This is a genomic window from Rhodococcus sp. FW305-130, from assembly GCF_058788335.1.
Window position 1 is genome coordinate 26,238 of the sequence record NZ_JBYTAP010000015.1, and the last position, 18,695, is coordinate 44,932.

Below are 18,695 nucleotides of genomic sequence, written 5' to 3' on the forward strand. Positions count from 1 at the left end.
ATCAGTTACCGGCGGTTTCGATGCCGGCCTTGGTGTCCGCCAAAGCCTGCTCGACGGTCTTCTCGCCGCGAATAGCAGCGTAGGTGTTGTCGGAGATCGACTTCGACACCTGCGTGTAGTACGGCGTGACGGGGCGCGGCTGAGCGGTAGCGAGTGCTTCCTTCAGGGTCGCGAAGTACGGGAACTGGGCGAGCACTGCCGGGTCGTCGTAGACAGCCGAGAGGACGGGTGCGCCGCCGACCTCGGTGAAGTACGTCTGCGACTTCTTGGTCTGCATGAACTCGAGGAAGTCACGAGCCGTTGCCGGCGCGTCGGAGTACGCGCTGATGCCGACGTTGTAGCCGCCGACGGTCGAAGCGCCCGGTCCGTCGACACCCGGAAGAACGGTGTAGCCGTACTTGCCGGCAACCGAGGTCTTCTCACCGTCGACCGAGAAGCCGGACCACGTGCGCATGAAGAGTGCCTTGCCGTCACCGAACGCGGTCTGCGACTCGCCCTCGGAGTAGGTCAGTGCTTCCTGCGGGATGGTGTTGTCGGCGAAGTTGTCGACGATCGACTGAACGCCTGCCTTCGTCTTGTCGTCGATGGCCGGGGTGAGTCCGTCCGGGCCGACCCACGGGCCGTCGAAAGCGTTGGTGATCTCGGTGGTGTTGACCGTCAGGCCCTCGTAGTTCTTGAACTGACCGATGTAGCAGGAGATGCCGGCTTCGACAGCCTTCGGGCAGTTTTCCTTGAGCTCGGCCCACGTGGTGGGAGCCTTCTCGACGAGGTCCTTGCGGTAGTACAGGAACGCGGCGTTGGTGTTCTTCGGCGCTGCGTAGAGCTTGCCGTTGTAGGTGCCCGAAGCGACGGTCGACGGCAGGAGGCCGGACTCGTCGATCGCGAGGTCACCCTCGAGCGGCAGCAGCCAGCCGTTTGCGGCGAACTGAGCGGTGTTGACGACGTCGACGCCGATGAGGTCGTACTCGTCGCTCTTGGCCTGCATGCGCTGGGTGATGTCGTCGACCTGCGCGTTGGCTTCCTTGGCCAGCGGCTTGAGCGTGACCTTCTCGTCCGGATGCTCCGCATTCCAGTCGGTGATGATGTTTTCGAGCGCCTCGTTCAGGGCATCCTGCCCCTCGACGATCGTGATGGGTCCGCGGCCTTCGCTCGAGGACGATCCCCCGGATGCGGCCGTGGTGCTGGTTCCGCTGTCCTTGTCCGAATCGGACGAGCAGCCTGCCAGTACCAGCATGGACGCTGCCGTGGCTGCAATTGCAGCGCGGCGCATCGCCTTCGAGTTCAGAACCATGGATTCGCTCCCCGTATGTGTATGACAAATAGACGGTCACCGAGAGCCGGCTCACGGCATGCGCCATGGGTGCCGGCTCCCGGCATCGGCCCCTACTGTGGCACGAGACACCCCTACTTGTGGGTATTACGCCGAACCTGAATCGGTCATGTGTCGTTTGACAGGTCCGCCTAACCCAGGCGACGCCCGTCGGTGGTGGCAAAAATGTGCACCTTCTCAGGGTCGACGCGCAGGTTGACTCGCTCGCCCTTCTGCGGCGGGTTGCGCCAGTCACCACGCGAAACGATCTGCTGCAACCGTCCGCCGATCGTGGTGCGTCCGTAGACGTAGGCGTCGGAACCGAGTTCCTCGACGACGTCGACCTCCATCGGTAAGCCTTCGGCGGCGATCTCGAGGTGCTCGGGGCGAATACCCAGAACAACCTCGGTTTCGACGACACCGTTCATCGTCTCGCGCGGAACGGGAACGATCCCGTCACCGAATGCGACGCCGCCGTCGACGACGGGGAGGGTGAAGAGGTTCATCGCGGGTGAACCCATGAAGCCGGCGACGAAGACGTTCTTCGGCTTGTTGTAGAGCTCGCGCGGCGAGGCGCACTGCTGCAGGATTCCCTTTTCGAGGACGGCGACGCGGTCACCCATCGTCATGGCCTCGACCTGGTCGTGGGTCACGTAGACCATCGTCGTCGCGAGGCGTCGTTGCAGCTGCGCGATCTGCGTACGCGTCTGCACACGGAGTTTCGCGTCGAGGTTCGAGAGGGGCTCGTCCATGAGGAAGACCTGCGGCTGGCGGACGATGGCGCGGCCCATCGCAACTCGCTGACGCTGACCACCGGACAGCGCCTTGGGCTTGCGGTCGAGGTACGGCTCGAGATCGAGCATCTTCGCGACCTCTTCGACGCGGGCGCGGATCTCCGTCTTGTTGGTTCCGGCGAGCTTGAGCGCAAAACCCATGTTCTCGGCCACCGACATGTGCGGGTACAGCGCGTAGTTCTGGAAGACCATCGCGATGTCGCGCTCTTTCGGTTCCTGACCGGTGACGTCGCGGTCGCCGATGAGGATGCGCCCGCTGTGGACGTCTTCGAGCCCGGCGAGCATGCGCAGGGTGGTCGACTTTCCGCAGCCGGATGGTCCGACGAGGACGAGGAACTCGCCGTCCTCGATCGCGAGGTCGAGCTTGTCCACTGCCGGGGTGTTCGATCCGGGGAACAGGCAGGTGGTGCTCTCGAAAGTCACTGAAGCCATGACGGGGTTGATCCCTTCTACCGGCAGGAACGTGCCGGACGATCCAAGTTGAGGGTGAGCGTGTGCGCTAGCAGCATAAACGTCCGTGTCGGCGCGCGAGCGTAGTCTTTCACGGTGAGTTCGGAGAAGATGCTGACCCGCATCGGTGCGCTGCTTCGCCAAGCGGAGTCCACCGACAATCCACACGAAGGTGAAGCCTTCATGGCCGCCGCGCAGCGGTTGGCCACCGGTTCCGCGATCGACCTGGCGGTCGCGCGGGCGCACACCGCGTCCTCGGAAAAACGTGCCACACCCACTCAGCGGCTCATCACCATCGGCGAACCGGGCAAGCGCGGGCTGCGAACGTACGCCCAGTTGTTCATCGCGATCGCCGCTGCCAACGACGTACAGTGCGACATCGCGCAGACGTCGGCCGTCATCTACGCCTACGGCTTCGCCGGTGACATCGACGTGTGCGAAGCGCTGTACTCGAGCCTGCTCTTCCAGATGGTCCGTGACTCCGACGCGTACGTGCGCTCCGGGGCGTACCGCGGCGAAACGTCCGTGCGGACCGTCGTCGAAACTCGTGGACGACGACGCGTCAACACGCAGGTTCGCAAGCCTGTGGCCGGAGTGACGGCGCGCCTGAACTTCCAGATGGCGTACGCGTCCCGCATCGGCGCTCGGTTGGCCGAGACGAAGCAGGAGACGGAGAAGGCGGCGATCGCAGAATCTGCCACGTCGTCTTCGGAAACCGCACTCGTGCTGCGCAACAAGGAAATCGAGCTCAAGGACTACTACTCGTCCAACTCCCAGGCACGTGGGACGTGGCGGGGCGGTGGCCGGGCGAGTGCCGGGCACTCCTCGCATGCTCGACGAGCGGGTGATCGGGCGGCGCGCTCCGCACGTCTGGGAAACCTGCCGGAGATCGGCGGGGTGCGCGGGCAGCTCGACTCGTGAGGGATACGCAGCGGAGCGCCGTCTACGAGGCAGAGACGTTGGTGCGCACCATGTTCGATCGCGCCGACGAGCGCGGACTTCGGAGCGTCGAGGTCATGGGTTCCACCATCACGTTGCCGGTCGAGCGCAAATTCGGTTCCGTGGAGTCGGTCCAGGCGTACTGCGATCAGCTACTCGGGCTGAACTGGGTACTCGCGACCTGGCCTCGCGCAACCATTCCGGTGTCCGTACGCTCCCGCGCCGGCAATGCCGCCGCTCACTACTCGAACGACGTCATCGCCGTCCCGGACGACCGTGACGGCCGGTGGGCGCTACGCGAATTCGTTGTCTTGCACGAACTTGCGCACCACCTCGGCGACCCCACTTCCGACGAGGCCTCCCACGGGCCCGAGTTCGTCGACCGCTATACGAGCCTGGTCGGTGAGATCATCGGACCCGAGGCGACCTTCGTTCTTCGAGCGATGTTTCTTGCTGGTGGTGTTCGAACGGACTAGATGTCAGCCCTCGGTGAACCGGGTGGTGTGCGAACCGGTCGGCTGGAATACTCGGCCTATGGATGCGCCGCGCAGACTGGTCCTGGTCAAGGGTGAGTCGGAACTCCCCGATCCGGCTGTCGCCGTGCGCAAACCCCCGCTGATTCGTGAAGCCTACGGACGAGTGCTGCGGGAGGTCCGACGCGATCAGGACCGAACTCTCGACGACGTAGCCGCAAAGGTCGGGATGTCGAAGCAGTACCTCTCCGAGATCGAACGGGGCAAGAAGGAACCGTCGTCGGAAATTCTGCGCGCCATCTGCGAAGCGCTCGGGATGCCGCTCGAGCACCTGCTGTTCCGAGCGGGCAACAGGATCGTTGCGCTCAACTCCCTCACCTTCGGACATTCTCCCGCACCGATCTCCGGTCCCGTCCTGATGGCAGCCTGATCAGTTCCCTTCGATGAGGGTGTCAGCCAGTCCGTAGGAGATAGCGTCGTCGGCAGTGAAGATCCTGTCGCGATCGGTGTCCTTACGGAGCCGCTCGACGCTCTGACCGGTGTGCTTACTCAGAATCGCCTCGGTCTGCTCCCGGATTCTCAGGATCTCGGCTGCTTGAAGCGCGAGGTCCGAGATGGTGCCGCTACCTTGCGTCGACGGTTGATGCAGCAGCACCCGCGAATGGGCAAGAACATGCCGATGGCCCGGAGTGCCTGCGGCCAGAAGCACTGCAGCAGCCGAAGCCGCTTGACCCATGCAGTACGTCGAAATCGTCGGTTTCAAGAACTGCATGGTGTCGTAGATCGCGAGCATCGCCGTGGTGGAACCGCCGGGAGAGTTGATGTACAAACCGATTTCGCGATCCGGGTTGTCGGCCTGCAGATGCAGCATCTGAGCCATCACGACGTTGGCGACGCCGTCGTCGATCTCTGTGCCGAGAAAGACGATGCGTTCGTTGAGCAGCCTGCTGAAGATGTCGAAAGATCGCTCACCCGTTGGTGTTCGCTCGATGACACTGGGAATCGTGTACTGGGACATGACGTCACAATCCGATCTTGGGGAAGGTGGCTTGCGATGCGATCTCGGCGAAGGACGTCACGACGCGGTCGACGATTCCGTACTCGCGCGCCTGCTCGGCGGTGAACCAGCGATCCCGATCGCTGTCGGTCTCGATCTCTTCGACGGTCCGGCCCGTTTCGGCGGCGAGGATTTCCTGCGATTGGCGCTTCATCAGCTCGAGGCTCTCGGCCTGGATCGCAATGTCCACCGCAGTGCCACCGATACCTGCCGAAGGTTGGTGCATCATGATGCGGCTGTGCGCCAGGCTGATTCGCTTGCCGTGGGTGCCGGAGCAGAGAAGCACCTGGCCCATGCTGGCCGCGAAGCCCATCGCGACCGTCACGACGTCGTTGGGGATGAGCTTCATCGTGTCGTAGATGGCCAGGCCGGCAAACACCGATCCGCCGGGTGAATTGATGTACAGCACGATGTCGCGCTTGGGGTCCGTGGTGGCGAGGAGCACCAGTTCCGAACACACACGTTCGGCCATGGCGTCGTTGACCTCACCGGTGAGCAGAATGGTTCGTTGTCGGAAGAGCCTGTCTGTCAACAGGTCACGGTAGCCGGTATCGGTCGGCGCTTCAGTAGTCATGAATCCATTCCTACCGGCGCGGCGGTGCCGGGACCCCGCCTGTCTGCTGTGGGCAGACCACCCCTGTTTTTACCCGCCCCCCTTTTTTGAGCGAACGGCACGTTCAGTCGATCTAAGGCGCCGAAAGTACCGTTCGCTCGAAAAGGGGTGGGTACAAGAGCGGGCAAACCCGTCACCGACGGCGGCGGTAGCGGTACCGCGCACACCCGGCCATGATGGGAGAAGACAACCATTCCTCTCGTCAGGAGCGTGGCATGACTCGTCCGGTACGCATCGGTGTTCAACTCCAACCCCAGCACGCACCCGATTACGGGTTGATACGCGACGCCGTCTTGCGGTCCGAGGACGCAGGGGTTGACATCGTCTTCAACTGGGACCACTTCTACCCGTTGACCGGCGATCCCGACGGCGCCCACTTCGAATGCTGGACCATGCTCGGCGCCTGGGCCGAGCAGACCGAACGCGTCGAAATCGGCGCCCTGGTCACCGGTGGTGGCTACCGCAATCCGGATCTGCTCGCCGACATGGCGCGAACCGTCGACCACATCAGCGGTGGGCGCCTGATCCTCGGCATCGGTGCCGGCTGGTTCGAGAAGGACTACGACCAGTTCGGATACGACTTCGGCACTCCCGGTTCACGGCTGAAACTGCTGGGCGAATACCTCCCCCGCATCACGGGCCGCCTGGCGAAGGGCAACCCGCCGCCGACGCGCAACATCCCGGTCCTCATCGGCGGTGGCGGCGAGAAGAAGACCCTGCGCCTGGTCGCCGAGTACGCCGACGTCTGGCACAGCTTCGGTGACCGCGAGACACACCTGCGCAAGTCAGGCATCCTCTCCGACCATTGCGCCGACGTAGGCCGGAACCCGCTGGAAGTAGAGCACTCGGTTCCGTGGCCTGGGCTCGAGAATGCTGCTGACCTGGTCGCCGACGGTGTCTCGCTCTTCACCGTCGGCGTCAGCGGACCGGACTACGACCTCACGACGCTTGCCGAGGCCATCGCTTGGCGCGACGACAACACACCGCCTGCGTTGAGCGGGCTGGCCTGAGCGGTACCAAGGACTTCGTCGTTGTCGGCGCCGAGAACGGGCGGCGCCGACGTCAGACGTGGCCTCTGGCCGGAGAAGTTGACCGGAAAGGCCACTTGCTTCAACGGTCCGAGCGTCGGATGGTCGACGGTTCCGACCATTCCGAGCGCGGCGGTGTGGGGATCGGAGTAGATCTCGTCGAGATGGCGGATCGGTGACACCGGTACGGCGCGTTCGGCGAGAAGAGCGCACCAGTGTTCGACGGTTTCCGATGTGAAGGCGCTGGTGAGTTCTCGTTCCAGACTCTCGCGGTTCTCCACCCTGTCGCGGTTGTGGGCAAAACGCGGATCGGTGACCAGTTCACTCCTTCCGATGGCCTCGCACAGCGACGCCCACATCCCGTCGTTGCCGACAGCGATGACGAAGTACCCGTCGCTGGCAGGAAATGCTTGATACGGAGCAAGATTCGGATGACCGGAGCCCAACGCAGTCGGGCGCTCACCGGTGGCGAAGTAACTGGTCGCCCAGTTCACGTGCATCGCGAGTTGGCACTCGTACAGCGACGTGGTCACGTACTGTCCGCGCCCGGTCCGGCCTCGCTCGACCAATGCAGCCAGGACACCGACCAGTCCGAAAAGCGCTGCGCCCAAGTCTCCCAACGCAAACCCGGATTTCATCGGAGCACCACCCGGTTCACCGGTGAGCGACATGAGCCCACCCGCGGCCTGCGCGATCATGTCGTACCCCGGTTCGTCGCGCAGCGGTCCTTTTTCACCGAAGGCAGAGATGTGCAGGGTGATCAGATGCGGGTATCGCTCGGACAGTGCCTGGTAGTCGAAGATCTTCTGTAATCCGCTGCCCGGCTTGAAGTTCTCCACGACTACATCGGTCTCTTCGAGCATGCGGTGGATGATCTCCTGTCCTTCGGTGGACTTGAGGTCGATCGTGACCGACTTCTTACCGCGGTTGATCGCGAGGTAGTAGGCGGCATCTACCCCGACGAAGGGAGGCCCCCACGAACGCGTGGGGTCGCCGCCTTCAGGGTGTTCGATCTTGGTGACGTCGGCACCGAGATCGGCAAGCGACATGGTTGCGTACGGCCCGGCAAGGATCTTCGACAGATCCAGAACACGGACGCCGGCGAGGGGTGTGGGGCCTGTTGGCGAGTTCACCGATGACCACCTGCTACAGAGAGGAACTCGGCTACGACGTCACGTGCATCATCCAGCTCGACGTCACCGCCGTCGGTGATCACGTCGAGATTGCCGAGCGCAGCCGACGGCACCTTCCTCACAAGACCGGCCAGGTAGGAATTCGCCACCAGCAGTGACCGGTACCCATTACCGTGTCGGATGCCGTGATCCGCAAGATCGAAAAGCAGGGTCGCCATGACGGCACGAGCGAGCTCGTCGGCATACTTTGCGCTGGCGGCCTGGGCGGCATCGTCAGATCCGGAGATCAGACGATCTCCTTCCTCTACCAGTTCCTCCCAGCGCCGCAACAGAACTCCGGCCCCGGCTTCGCAATCCGGTCCGACGGTGGACAAGATGTCCGTCATCGCTTCCGCGACCGTGCGGTGCGAGTTGAACTTGCGTAGGCACCGAAGTACGTCCAGCGCAATGACATTGCTCGAGCCCTCCCAGATCGAGCCCAAGTGGGCATCCCGCACTAGTCGCGCGTTGGCCCATTCCTCGATGTAGCCGTTTCCTCCGCGCACCTCCATGGCCTCGCCGGTGACCACCCGCGCGCGTTTGCAGACAAAGTGTTTGGCGATCGGTGTCAGTACCCTGATCAGTGCGCGCGCCTGTTCGTCGCCGCCGTCTGCTGCCTGAAGACACTGTGCGCTGTACGCGACCAGGGCCAGCGAAGCCTCGGCATCGAGTGCAAGGGGAAGAAGCGTCGCCCGCATCAGCGGCTGCTCGAAGAGCCTCTTACCGAACACGACTCGGCTCTTCGAATGCTCGACGGCTTCGCGGACTGCTCGGCGCATGAGAGCGCTCGAACGCATCGCATTGGAGAGGCGAGACGTGTTGACCATCTCCGCCATCTGGCGGAACCCTCGATCGAGTTCACCGACCTGGAGAGCGTGCGCGCGGTTCAGCGTCACCTCGCCGCTCGGCATGGAACGCGTACCCAGCTTGTCCTTGAGACGATCGATCGTGAGGTTGTTGCGCTCGCCGGATCCCAAGGTCTTGGGCACCATGAACATTCCAACTCCACGCGTCGAACCATCCTGTCCGCCCGGGAATCTTGCGAGGGTGATGATCACATCGGCATCCGGGTTGGAGGCGAACCACTTCTTGCCCGTCAGAACCCATCCGTCACCGTCGCGCTCGGCGCGTGTTTCGGTGCAGGCGATGTCGGTGCCTGCCTGAATCTCGGTCATGAACATCGCACCCGTCTTCGCCTGCTCGGGGTCCGTCGACGTCAACGCGTCGATCCAGGGCGAGAACACGGCCGGATCACCGAACATACGCAGGGTCCGCGCAGCAGCATCTGTCATCGACACCGGGCAGGCCAGCCCGAACTCGGCCTGCACGAAGATGTACGACGCGAGGTACTTCGCGAGTGGCGGATGCACGGAGTCCCATCCGTGCAACCCTTTTCGGTGCGACATCGCGGACAGGCCGTACTCGTTGTACGCCGCCCGGCACAGTTCCAGGTAGGCCGGGTGATAGGAAATCCGGTCGACGCGGTCACCGGCCTTGTCGAATTGCTGCAGCACCGGCGGGTTCTTGTCTGCGATGTCGGCAAGCTCGGACAAGCGGCCGGCGGCATCTCGGCCCAGTCGGTCGAGCAATCCGTTCAACGTCTCTCGGTCCGCCCCGGCGGTCCATCTGTCCACTACCGCTGTCAGAGCGGGGTCGGTGTGTGCAAAGTTCATCAGTGGTCAACGCCTTTCAGGGTGGAAGCATCGGTCATGTTCGAGGAGCTCGTCGACTCCAGCCCTTGCGCGTGCAGCGCACTCCTGCGCAACAAAGCCGTCATACAGACAAGGGAGAGAACGACATACACGAGCCCAAGAGCGACGACCGGCCAGATCGAGTTGGTTCGCGTCAGCAGATACTGGCTGACCATCGGGGCCGTTCCGGCAAATACGGCGGTCGACAATTGGTACGACAGAGAGATGCCGGTATACCGAACATTGGTGGGGAAAACCTGCGCCAGGATGCCGGCCAACGCGGCGTAATACATTGCGTGAGGCGCCGTCGCGAGGACCATCCCCAGAATCGCCAAGGGCACGGAGCCCGTCTGAACCAGCACGAACATCAGTGGTAGGAGCACGATCTCCGGAAGCAGCATCCAGCGGACCGCTTTCGACGGATCGATCCGCGTGGCCAGCACAGCGCCGAAAGGCTGTACGAGCGCCTGGGCTACCAGTGCCACGGTGATCACGAGGAGGAAGTCACTGCGCTCGAAGCCGAGATCCGTTGTCGCCCAGGAGAGCGCAAAGGTTGTCTTGACGTACGTGATGGCAACACCGGCAACCACAGCGCCGACGCCGAGAGCAAGTTCGACGGGATGCGAACGCAACACTTCGACCAGCGGCATCCGTGTACGTTCCTGTGCCGCAACAGCCTTCTTCATCTCGGGTGTCTCGGAGATGTGCAGTCGGATGTAGAGAGCGACGATCACCAAAGCTGCGGATCCGAGGAACGGCAGACGCCAACCCCACGACTCGAACACGGAATCCGACATCAACGTCAGGCCGAGGAAGGCCAGCGTCGCGAGCAGGTTGCCGACCGGTGAACCCTGCTGCGCAAACGCACCGTAGAGCACCTTTTTCTTCGGGGGAGCGAACTCGGTGGCGATCAATACGGCGCCACCCCATTCGCCGCCCATGGCAATGCCCTGGAGAACACGCAGTGCCACAAGCAGTATCGGTGCCCAGATCCCGATCTGGGAGTACGTAGGGAGGAGGCCGACACCGACAGTTCCCAACCCCATGAGCGCGAGGGTGATGATCACGGCGTTCTTGCGACCGAACTTGTCTCCGAAATGACCGAACACCACTCCGCCGACCGGACGAGCCACGAATCCCACGGCAAAAGTCGCGAAGGCTGCGAGTGTTCCCACCGCCGGCGACGCATCCGGGAAGAACAGCGGGCCGAGCACCAAGGCGGATGCGGTTCCATAGATGTAGAAGTCGAACCACTCGATAGTCGTTCCGACAAACGCCGTGATTCCGGCCTTGCGTGCCTGTTTGGTGTTGTATTCAGGCGGATTGGTGTCTTGACCTGGGTGTTGATCCACGGTTCTCCCTGATTCTCGCGTCGGGCATCACCAAGGGATGCAATGTGAGGCGTGAATCACTATCGTCCGAAATCCATGTAGAGTCCAAGACTTAGTTCGACTCATTTATGTGGAAGAACCACATAATGAAACCCGGGAGGAGCGACATGGAATTGCGTCAGCTGCGCGCGTTTCTCGCAGTCGCCGACGAACTTCATTTCGGTCGGGCCGCCGAGCGACTCCACATCGGGCAGTCGCCGCTCAGCCAGACCATTCGGGCGCTCGAGCGCGAACTCGGCACCGACCTGTTTGTCCGGACCACCAGATCAGTGCAATTGACCGCAGCCGGCGAAGCCTTGGTCACGCCCGCACGAATCATCGAAGCGCAGATCGCCGTCGTACGGGATATCGCATCAGCGGCGTCGACCGGGGAAACAGGCCGTGTCACGGTGGGTTTCGGCGGAACGGGCGGCTACACGGTGCTGTCGGCCCTCACACGATCGCTGGCCGACTCCCATCCGGGAATCGAACTGGACCTACGGCCGCAGATGTACTCGGGTGAGGTGCTCGACGCTCTCCGACGCGGAACACTCGACATGGGCATAGTCGGCCTGCCCATTCCGCGCGGATTCGAGACTCACACTGTGCGCGAGGAAACCTTGATGGTCGCGGTCCCGGCCAGGCATCACCTCAGTACCAGGGACTCGGTGTCACCGGAAGACCTGGCAACCGAGCGATTCGTGATGTATCCCGCCGAGCACGGCTCGGTGGTGCGCGATGCGACGTTGTCCGTCTGCGCCACAGCAGGTTTCACGCCCACCGTCGCGCACGAAGCCCCCGATCCGTACAGCCTGTTGGCCATGGTCGGAGCGGGGGTCGGGATCGCCGTCGTCGTGGAGTCGACGGCGCATCTGTCCATGGACGGGGTCGTGTACCTGCCGATCGCCGGGGCCACGCCCACGCTGAAAATCGCGATGGCATGGCGACCGAACAATCCGACGCCGGCAGTACACACCGTCACCAGGGTACTGAGGGAGCAGCCTTAGGCTCTCGCGAGAATCCCCGCGAAATCTGTTCCCACAGCCAGAGTTCCGTACTCGTGACCACGGTCGGCGCCGAGGCGAGCGGCAATGAACGCATCGGACGAGGCGGCCGGGGAGTGGCGCACCATGAGCGAAGCCTGCAGCGCCAACGCCATTGCCTCGACGACGGTCCGAGCGCGGAGCTGGGCGTCGGCGGGTGCCATCGTGGCGAGCTCACCGAGTTGGCGTCGTACCCGATCGAGGTGCTGATCGAGGACCGGGTTGTTGCCGCGAGCGAGGTTGACCTCGTGGTCGAAGGCGGCAACGGAATCGGGTTCACGGGTCATCGCGCGCAGGACATCGAGTGCGATGACGTTGCCCGACCCCTCCCACACGGCCATGACGGGCTGCTCACGGTAGCGACGGGCAAGCGGGAAGTCCTCGGTGTAACCGTTACCGCCCAGGCATTCGAGTGCCTCGTAGGAGTGGTGCGGGCCGCGCTTGCAGATCCAGTACTTCGCAACAGCCGTCGCGAGTCGGCGGAACGCCTTTTCCTGCTCGTCCGCGTCCTCGTCCTGCGCGCGAGCCAATCGCAGTGCGGTGATGGTGGCGGCTTCGGATTCGAGAGCCAGATCGGCAAGCACCGACGTCATCGCCGGCTGATCTGCCAGGACGGCACCGAAAGCGCTGCGGTGCCGTGCATGCCACACCGCTTCGGCGACCGACTGACGCATACCTGCCGTGCTGCCGAGGATGCAGTCGAGTCGCGTCTGGGACACCATTTCGATGATGGTCCGCACGCCACGACCCGGTTCGCCGATCATGGTGCCGACGGTGCCGTCGAGTTCGATCTCGGACGACGCGTTGGACTTGTTGCCCAGCTTGTTCTTCAGACGCTGGATGCGGAAGATGTTGCGTGTGCCGTCGGGCAGGATGCGGGGGAGAAGGAAGCAGGAAAGTCCCTCACCGGCTGCACCTTCGGCCTGAGCAAGAACCAGGAACGCGTCGGACATCGGCGCGGAGCAGAACCACTTGTGTCCGGTGAGCAGGTAGTCCGCACCCGGGCCGCCACGTCCGGCCGGCTTGGCGATGGTCGTGTTGGCTCGCACGTCGGAGCCGCCCTGCTTTTCCGTCATGGACATTCCGAATATCGCGGATGCCTTTCCGGGAGCATCCAACTCGGGGGTGTAGCTCCGAGAAAGGGCACGCGGGGTCCAGATGGCGGCTACATCGGGTTGCAGCTCGAGCGAGGGGATCACGGCGTGCGTCATGGAGATCGGGCACGCGTGGCCCGGTTCGACCTGGGAGAAGAGCATGAATGCCGCGGCCCGAGCCACGTTGGCACCCGGCTTCGGGTCAGCCCAGGCAGAGGTGTGCGCACCGTGCGCAACGGCAGCAGAGATGATCCGGTGATACGACGGATGGTATTCGACCTCGTCGATGCGGTTTCCCCAGCGATCGAAGGTCTTCAATTCGGGGATCACCGTGTTGGCCAACTCGGCGTCGTGCTGGAATCCAGCACTGCCAACCAGTTCACCAATATCGGTGAGTTCGCTTGTGGCCCAATCGGCGTCGTGGCGCGCGACGCCTTCGACCAGGACCGCATCGAGCTGGAACTCGTTGACGTCCGTGCGCGGTACCGACTGGTTGAGCACTGCATGGGTGCGATGCGGAGCCGGGTGGGTGACGGTCTTCTCGGAAATATCAGTCATGACAGGCCTTTCAGCTCGCTGCGCGGATGAGGTGCTTCTGGATCTTGCCGGTCGGTGTACGCGGAAGAATGGTCGCGAACACCACTTCACGCGGAATCTTGTAGCGCGCCAACTTGTCCGAGAGGTAGTCCTTGATGTCGTCGGCGCTGATGACATCCGGTTCACGCCAGACGACGTGTGCGACGACGGTCTCGCCCCATTCTTCGTTGGGTTTTCCGACAACGGCGACGTCGACGACGTCCGGGTGGCCGGAGATCACGTCCTCGACCTCCTTGGAGTAGACGTTCTCACCGCCCGTGATGATCATGTCCTTCGCGCGGTCGACGATGAAGAGGTAACCGTCCGCATCCTTGCGCGCCAGATCGCCGGTGCGATACCAACCTCCGTCGGCAAAAGCAGCCTTCGTGGCAGCGGGGTCGTCGAGGTACCCCTGCATGACGGTGTCGGCGCGCAGCCAGATCTCACCGATCTGATCGGGCTCCGCGTCGGTGCCGTCATCGGCAACCAGGCGCAGGTCGACGCCGGCCAGCGCGACGCGGCCGATCGAGCCCGCCTTGCTCAACTGCTCCTCGGGGTACAGCACAGTGCCCACCGGCCCGGTCTCGGTCATGCCGTAGACCTGCCGGAATTCGGTGGTGCCGTACGACTCCACCAGTCGCCGAGCGACATCCGCGCCGATCGGTCCGCCGCCGTACAACCACGCACGAACGCTACCGAGGTTGTAGTCGGCAAAGTTCGGCACGAGGTTGAGTGCAGTGGTGTAGATGACCGGCGGGCCGAAGCAGAGGGTAATACGTTGTTCCTGAACAGTTTCCAGGAATTTGACGGGACGGTACTCGCGCAGCAGCACGACGGTTCCGCCCATGTAGAGCGTGGACATGAACCAGTTGTTGAGCGGGGAAGCGTGCCAGATCGGGACGGCCATGAGCAGGCGCTCGTCCCGAGTCATCGACACGGCGAGGGCCGCTGTGACGGCAACACCGACGACGTTGCGGTGGCTGTGGACGCAGCCCTTGGGCGAGCCGGTAGTCCCCGAGGTGTAGAGGATTTCAGCCGGATCGTTCTCGTCGATGTCGATACCGTCAACGCCCTCCTGGCGGGTGATGGCGTCGTCGAAGAAGTCGAAACCGTCTGCGACAGAGTCCGTGCTGATCAGCTTGGCCGTTGTCTCCAGTCGACCGACAACCGGCGCCAACTCACCGTCGAAGACGCACACCGACACCTTCGCGTGTCCCAGCACGTAGGCAACTTCCGGAGTCTGCATCTTGTGGTTGATGGGGACCACGACGGCGCCCAAGCGCCAGGCACCGAGCATCGCGTACACGAATCCCGGAGTGTTGTAACACATCAGCGCGACGCGGTCGCCCGGCTGCACGCCCAGCGACTGCAAATAGCCTGCGGCGCGTCGACTTCCGTCCTGAACCTGGGAGTACGTGTGATCGTGACCGTCGAATATCAGGAAGGGTTTGTCCGGGGTCTTGGTGACGTTGCTGTCGAATACGCGAACGATGTTCATCGAAGTCCTTGTCGGAGAATCACGCTCGAAGAGAGTTCATTCCATCGAGCTGTTGAGTACGGCGTCGGGTATCTGGAGAGTGGCGAAGATGACGGCGACCGCCTCCTCGAGGGAGTAACCGAAGCTCTCGCCGGTGGCAGTTTTCTGAATGACGAGGCCGAAGATCGCAGACCAGAAGGCCTTGGATTCGACGTCGATGCCCGCGCGCAGCTGCCAGCCGGTGCGGATCAAGGTACGGAGGAGGGCTGTTTCACCCGAGGAATGCAGAGTGCGAAGCGTCTCGGAGATCAGATCGCGGAGTTCACCACGGCGACCCGTCATCATCATCGCTTCCACGAACAGTTCGACACTGGGAGCGCCCGAGCCGAGGAGTGATCCGACCAGCTTCTCGGTGTAGTCACCCACGGTGTCGGCGTCGGCGGCGTCGACCTCGGCACGCTTGCCTGCGCGCAGAACGGCTGCACACGCCACCTCGACGAAGAGCTTCTCTTTTGAGCCGTAGTAGTAGGTCACCTGGTTGGGATGGGCGCCGGCGGCGGTGCAGATCTGCGCGATGGACACGCTGTCGCCATGTTCGAGGAAGAGCTCGGTTGCAGCGTTGAACAGTGCCATGCGCGTCTGCTTGCCCGACTCACGCGTCGCGCGCGCTGCGGGAACTGACTCGGTGACCATCACGAACTCCTACTTGTTTGTATGACAAACAATAACTCGGCGTTGTTTGTATGGCAAACAATTTCTCCCGACGTGATGACATGTCGACTCCTATCGACATGTCCGATGTGCGGGATTACTCTCTGAACATCGAGCACCCGAGAACTTCGGCTTTTCTGCGAGGAGGCGCCCTGCAATGCTCGCGCGATCCGGCTTCTCCCTGCCCACACGCACGACTCTCACGGGCGACTGGGCAGATTTATTGCGTGAGCATTTTGTCGCGCTCGACGTATCCGATATCGAAGACGGCGATGGATTCAGTGGGGCCGTGCACTCGGCCCAACTCGCACACGTTCGGGTGTCCGCAGTTCAATCGATGGAACAACGAATAGTCCGTAGCAGCAGCCTGATCAAGAGTGACGGTGCGGACTATCTGCAAATCGGAATGATCCGCCGCGGTAGCGCGGTAGTGCGGCAAGACGACCGCGAATGCGTCCTACGACGTGGCGACTACGTCCTGTACGACACCACGCGCCCCTTCGATTGGCAGATCGAGGGACACGCACACGACGGCATCTGGGGACTCGAGGTGTTCACCTGGCCACGGTCATACCTGTCACTCAGCGACGCGGAGGTCACGAGCTTGACCGCCATTGCCTTCGACGGACACGCGGGCCTGAGTGGCCTGCTGGGTCGCTTTCTTCACGATCTTGCCTCCGTCCGCATGACGTCCGACGCGAGCGGAGACGAGGAGGAAGTCGTCAACGAGATCGGCAGCCTGGTCAAGTCGGTTCTTCACGCAACCGCGCGTCCGATCGTCTCCCGGCGAACTGGCCTGTACGAATCCGCTCTGTCGGCCATAGACGCCCGCCTCGCTGACCCGGCCCTGTCTCCGGTGGACATCGCGGGATCAGTCAAAGTCTCCATTCGCCAGTTGCACCGAGCCTTCGCCGAACACGGCACAACGGTGTCGCGTTCGATTCGCAGCCGTCGACTCGACGGTTGCCGTCGTGAGATCGTGCAACGCCACGGCGTAGAGCGGTCGCTGACCCAGATTTCTCACCGCTGGGGATTCACCGACCTGGCCGCCTTCAGTCGCGCATTCAAGGCGGAGTTCGGGATCAGCCCGCGGCAATACCGGTCGCAAGCAGTGGCCCCCACAAGTACTGCCCGCTGATCTGTAACATCCTCGGACACTTACCCATTCAACATGATGTTCAAAACGTTCGGTCGCCGACGCCTATCCACAATTCTCGGCGCGGTAGGCCAAGTATCGGGCGCTGACGGCCAAGTTTGCTCGGCCTCGCGGGCGTAGATTTTCGGCACGGCGTTGCCAAGTGCCAGGCACCCGATCCGACCACCTACATCACAGGGAGCACTCATGGAATCTGCAATCGGTGAACATCTTCAATGCCCGCGCACGCTGACCAGGCGCGTTCCGGATACCTATTCGCCACCATTTCCCATGTGGGTCGGGCGTGCGGACGACACATTGCACCAGGTCGCGATGGGCTATCTCGGCGTGCAGTTCCGCGGCGAGGATCAGCGCTCGGCAGCACTGCAGTCCATGCGGGATATCGTCGCCGGCTTCGACTTGCCGGACGGACCGGCACACCACGATCTGACCCACCACATCGACAACCAGGGCTACGAGAATCTGATCGTGGTCGGGTACTGGAAAGATGTTTCTTCCCAACATCGTTGGAGCACATCAGCTCCGGTGGCCTCCTGGTGGGAGTCCGAGGACCGCTTGTCCGACGGATTGGGGTTCTTCCGGGAGATCGTGGCACCGAGAGCCGAACAATTCGAGACGCTCTACGCGTTCCAGGACGATCTCCCCGGAGTGGGAGCCGTCATGGACGGTGTCAGCGGCGAGATCAACGAGCACGGCTACTGGGGTTCGATGCGCGAGCGCTTTCCGATCTCTCAGACCGACTGGATGCAGGCCTCGGGCGAACTACGGGTCGTCGCCGGTGACCCCGCCGCAGGTGGACGCGTAGTAGTGCGGGGACACGACAACATCGCACTGATCAGATCCGGGCAGGACTGGGCCGACGCGGAAGCAGACGAGCGCAGCCTCTACCTCGACGAAATCCTGCCCACTCTTCAATCGGGCATGGACTTCCTCCGCGACAACGGCCCGGCCGTCGGGTGCTACAGCAACCGTTTCGTACGCAATATCGACATCGACGGAAACTTCCTCGACCTGAGCTACAACATCGGTCACTGGGCCTCACTCGACCAACTCGAGCGGTGGTCGGAATCCCACCCGACCCATCTGCGGATCTTCACGACGTTCTTCCGGGTGGCCGAGGGCCTGTCGAAATTACGTCTCTACCATGAGGTCTCGGTATTCGATGCCGCCGATCAGCTGTACGAGTACATCAACTGCCATCCCGGGACCGGGATGCTGCGCGACGCGGTGACCACCGCCGCGCACTGACCGAAGCCGCCGGAAATCTTCGGCCACGTTCTTTCCCTCGGAGGCAACTCGAGATATGTTGACGAGTGTCGACATATCTCAGTAGAGGCCATCGAGGAAGCGCGGACAGCACACAGTGACTACTCAAAGAAACGAAGAGTTGGCGTTTGCTGTGCTGGCCGACCAGGTGCGCCGACAGATTCTCGACACTCTGGCTACCCACGGCGAATGCAACGCAGGCTTCATCAGCGATCAAATTTCGACGGTCGGTCGCACCACGGTATCCACACATCTCAAGGCGCTGCGGCTGTCCGGAGTTATCGTCGAACGCCGTCAAGGACGTCATCGCTTGTTTTCGATCGATCCGTCTGGGCCCGCCAACGATGCACTCCAGTTCCTGCGCGACGTCCTCGGGCGAGCGCTGGAAGCAGGTTCGAACGCCTCCGAGTTGCCGACCACGGCGACTGAGGATTCCGACGCGGCTTCGGTGCGTCGCCGGGCTTGAGGCCCTGTTT

The 18,695-nt window shown here is 62.9% G+C and carries 18 protein-coding genes; 8 read left to right on the forward strand and 10 right to left on the reverse strand.

The genetic code is table 11. From position 1 onward, the window contains the following. Position 1: 1 nt before the first annotated feature. Both AC3WQS_RS30555 and AC3WQS_RS30560 read right to left on the reverse strand, forming a co-directional pair. Positions 2–1,291 (reverse strand): ABC transporter substrate-binding protein, encoded by a 1,290-nt coding sequence (locus AC3WQS_RS30555; RefSeq protein WP_003946022.1) that lies wholly within the window; start codon positions 1,289–1,291, stop codon positions 2–4. Positions 1,292–1,461: 170 nt separating this feature from the next. Beyond that, complete coding sequence (locus AC3WQS_RS30560) at positions 1,462–2,535, reverse strand: ABC transporter ATP-binding protein (protein ID WP_477847737.1); 1,074 nt, start codon at positions 2,533–2,535, stop codon at positions 1,462–1,464. A gap of 114 nt (positions 2,536–2,649) precedes the next feature. Between AC3WQS_RS30560 and AC3WQS_RS30565 the strand changes: the two genes are divergently transcribed. The 3 genes from AC3WQS_RS30565 to AC3WQS_RS30575 are packed head-to-tail and all read left to right on the forward strand — an operon-like array spanning position 2,650 to position 4,395. Further along, positions 2,650–3,474, forward strand: a complete 825-nt coding sequence (locus AC3WQS_RS30565; protein ID WP_021346121.1) for a DUF2786 domain-containing protein — start codon at positions 2,650–2,652, stop codon at positions 3,472–3,474. After that, positions 3,471–3,968 (forward strand): TIGR04338 family metallohydrolase, encoded by a 498-nt coding sequence (locus tag AC3WQS_RS30570; protein ID WP_019746117.1) that lies wholly within the window; start codon positions 3,471–3,473, stop codon positions 3,966–3,968. The genes AC3WQS_RS30565 and AC3WQS_RS30570 overlap by 4 nt, the downstream gene beginning before the upstream one ends. Before the next feature lie 58 nt (positions 3,969–4,026). Next, positions 4,027–4,395, forward strand: a complete 369-nt coding sequence (locus AC3WQS_RS30575) for a helix-turn-helix domain-containing protein (protein WP_003946041.1) — start codon at positions 4,027–4,029, stop codon at positions 4,393–4,395. On the opposite strand, the gene AC3WQS_RS30580 is transcribed toward AC3WQS_RS30575, so the two are convergent. Continuing rightward, positions 4,396–4,983, reverse strand: coding sequence for an ATP-dependent Clp protease proteolytic subunit (locus AC3WQS_RS30580; RefSeq protein ID WP_003945993.1), 588 nt, complete (start codon positions 4,981–4,983; stop codon positions 4,396–4,398). 4 nt (positions 4,984–4,987) lie between these two features. Then, the gene (locus AC3WQS_RS30585; protein ID WP_492713242.1) at positions 4,988–5,596 is read right to left on the reverse strand and encodes a ClpP family protease; all 609 of its coding nucleotides are present in this window, start codon (positions 5,594–5,596) and stop codon (positions 4,988–4,990) included. A 254-nt stretch (positions 5,597–5,850) separates the two neighbouring features. On the opposite strand from AC3WQS_RS30585, the gene AC3WQS_RS30590 reads away from it, so the two are divergent. Next, a complete protein-coding gene (locus tag AC3WQS_RS30590; RefSeq protein WP_020971420.1) occupies positions 5,851–6,645 on the forward strand; it encodes an LLM class F420-dependent oxidoreductase in 795 nt (264 codons plus the stop codon). Here the strand turns inward: AC3WQS_RS30590 and AC3WQS_RS30595 are convergent. Genes AC3WQS_RS30595 through AC3WQS_RS30605 form a run of 3 tightly spaced genes read right to left on the reverse strand, consistent with a single transcriptional unit; the run spans position 6,567 to position 10,878 of the window. Next, positions 6,567–7,796: a CaiB/BaiF CoA transferase family protein gene (locus tag AC3WQS_RS30595; RefSeq protein ID WP_492713241.1), complete on the reverse strand. Its 1,230-nt coding sequence runs from the start codon at positions 7,794–7,796 to the stop codon at positions 6,567–6,569. The genes AC3WQS_RS30590 and AC3WQS_RS30595 overlap by 79 nt on opposite strands. Continuing rightward, positions 7,793–9,508, reverse strand: a complete 1,716-nt coding sequence (locus AC3WQS_RS30600; protein WP_492713239.1) for an acyl-CoA dehydrogenase family protein — start codon at positions 9,506–9,508, stop codon at positions 7,793–7,795. The genes AC3WQS_RS30595 and AC3WQS_RS30600 overlap by 4 nt, the downstream gene beginning before the upstream one ends. Then, complete coding sequence (locus AC3WQS_RS30605; protein ID WP_042953443.1) at positions 9,508–10,878, reverse strand: MFS transporter; 1,371 nt, start codon at positions 10,876–10,878, stop codon at positions 9,508–9,510. The genes AC3WQS_RS30600 and AC3WQS_RS30605 overlap by 1 nt, the downstream gene beginning before the upstream one ends. 146 nt (positions 10,879–11,024) lie before the next feature. On the opposite strand from AC3WQS_RS30605, the gene AC3WQS_RS30610 reads away from it, so the two are divergent. Next, positions 11,025–11,903 (forward strand): LysR family transcriptional regulator, encoded by an 879-nt coding sequence (locus AC3WQS_RS30610; RefSeq protein WP_031333904.1) that lies wholly within the window; start codon positions 11,025–11,027, stop codon positions 11,901–11,903. Here the strand turns inward: AC3WQS_RS30610 and AC3WQS_RS30615 are convergent. The 3 genes from AC3WQS_RS30615 to AC3WQS_RS30625 are packed head-to-tail and all read right to left on the reverse strand — an operon-like array spanning position 11,900 to position 15,779. Continuing rightward, entirely contained in the window at positions 11,900–13,591 is a 1,692-nt protein-coding gene (locus AC3WQS_RS30615) for an acyl-CoA dehydrogenase family protein (RefSeq protein ID WP_492713238.1), read from the reverse strand. The two genes, AC3WQS_RS30610 and AC3WQS_RS30615, sit on opposite strands and share 4 nt — an antisense overlap. Before the next feature lie 10 nt (positions 13,592–13,601). Next, entirely contained in the window at positions 13,602–15,107 is a 1,506-nt protein-coding gene (locus AC3WQS_RS30620) for a class I adenylate-forming enzyme family protein (protein ID WP_492713237.1), read from the reverse strand. A 36-nt stretch (positions 15,108–15,143) separates the two neighbouring features. After that, a complete protein-coding gene (locus AC3WQS_RS30625; protein WP_007735239.1) occupies positions 15,144–15,779 on the reverse strand; it encodes a TetR/AcrR family transcriptional regulator C-terminal domain-containing protein in 636 nt (211 codons plus the stop codon). A gap of 175 nt (positions 15,780–15,954) precedes the next feature. On the opposite strand from AC3WQS_RS30625, the gene AC3WQS_RS30630 reads away from it, so the two are divergent. From AC3WQS_RS30630 to AC3WQS_RS30640, 3 genes are all read left to right on the forward strand, one after another. After that, entirely contained in the window at positions 15,955–16,935 is a 981-nt protein-coding gene (locus AC3WQS_RS30630) for a helix-turn-helix domain-containing protein (RefSeq protein ID WP_020909771.1), read from the forward strand. A 204-nt stretch (positions 16,936–17,139) separates the two neighbouring features. Then, positions 17,140–18,201, forward strand: coding sequence for an aliphatic aldoxime dehydratase (oxdA, locus tag AC3WQS_RS30635; RefSeq protein WP_020971427.1), 1,062 nt, complete (start codon positions 17,140–17,142; stop codon positions 18,199–18,201). A gap of 115 nt (positions 18,202–18,316) precedes the next feature. Next, positions 18,317–18,685, forward strand: a complete 369-nt coding sequence (locus tag AC3WQS_RS30640; protein WP_020909773.1) for an ArsR/SmtB family transcription factor — start codon at positions 18,317–18,319, stop codon at positions 18,683–18,685. Positions 18,686–18,695: the final 10 nt, after the last annotated feature.

What these genes read in the sequence shown, in the direction of transcription:
- AC3WQS_RS30555 (WP_003946022.1), bottom strand. Translation starts at nt 1,291, where the DNA reads ATGGTTCTGAACTCGAAGGCGATGCGCCGCGCTGCAATTGCAGCCACG.
- AC3WQS_RS30560 (WP_477847737.1), bottom strand. Translation starts at nt 2,535, where the DNA reads ATGGCTTCAGTGACTTTCGAGAGCACCACCTGCCTGTTCCCCGGATCG.
- AC3WQS_RS30575 (WP_003946041.1), top strand. Translation starts at nt 4,027, where the DNA reads ATGGATGCGCCGCGCAGACTGGTCCTGGTCAAGGGTGAGTCGGAACTC.
- AC3WQS_RS30580 (WP_003945993.1), bottom strand. Translation starts at nt 4,983, where the DNA reads ATGTCCCAGTACACGATTCCCAGTGTCATCGAGCGAACACCAACGGGT.
- AC3WQS_RS30585 (WP_492713242.1), bottom strand. Translation starts at nt 5,596, where the DNA reads ATGACTACTGAAGCGCCGACCGATACCGGCTACCGTGACCTGTTGACA.
- AC3WQS_RS30590 (WP_020971420.1), top strand. Translation starts at nt 5,851, where the DNA reads ATGACTCGTCCGGTACGCATCGGTGTTCAACTCCAACCCCAGCACGCA.
- AC3WQS_RS30600 (WP_492713239.1), bottom strand. Translation starts at nt 9,508, where the DNA reads ATGAACTTTGCACACACCGACCCCGCTCTGACAGCGGTAGTGGACAGA.
- AC3WQS_RS30610 (WP_031333904.1), top strand. Translation starts at nt 11,025, where the DNA reads ATGGAATTGCGTCAGCTGCGCGCGTTTCTCGCAGTCGCCGACGAACTT.
- AC3WQS_RS30615 (WP_492713238.1), bottom strand. Translation starts at nt 13,591, where the DNA reads ATGACTGATATTTCCGAGAAGACCGTCACCCACCCGGCTCCGCATCGC.
- AC3WQS_RS30620 (WP_492713237.1), bottom strand. Translation starts at nt 15,107, where the DNA reads ATGAACATCGTTCGCGTATTCGACAGCAACGTCACCAAGACCCCGGAC.
- AC3WQS_RS30625 (WP_007735239.1), bottom strand. Translation starts at nt 15,779, where the DNA reads ATGGTCACCGAGTCAGTTCCCGCAGCGCGCGCGACGCGTGAGTCGGGC.
- AC3WQS_RS30630 (WP_020909771.1), top strand. Translation starts at nt 15,955, where the DNA reads ATGCTCGCGCGATCCGGCTTCTCCCTGCCCACACGCACGACTCTCACG.
- oxdA (WP_020971427.1), top strand. Translation starts at nt 17,140, where the DNA reads ATGGAATCTGCAATCGGTGAACATCTTCAATGCCCGCGCACGCTGACC.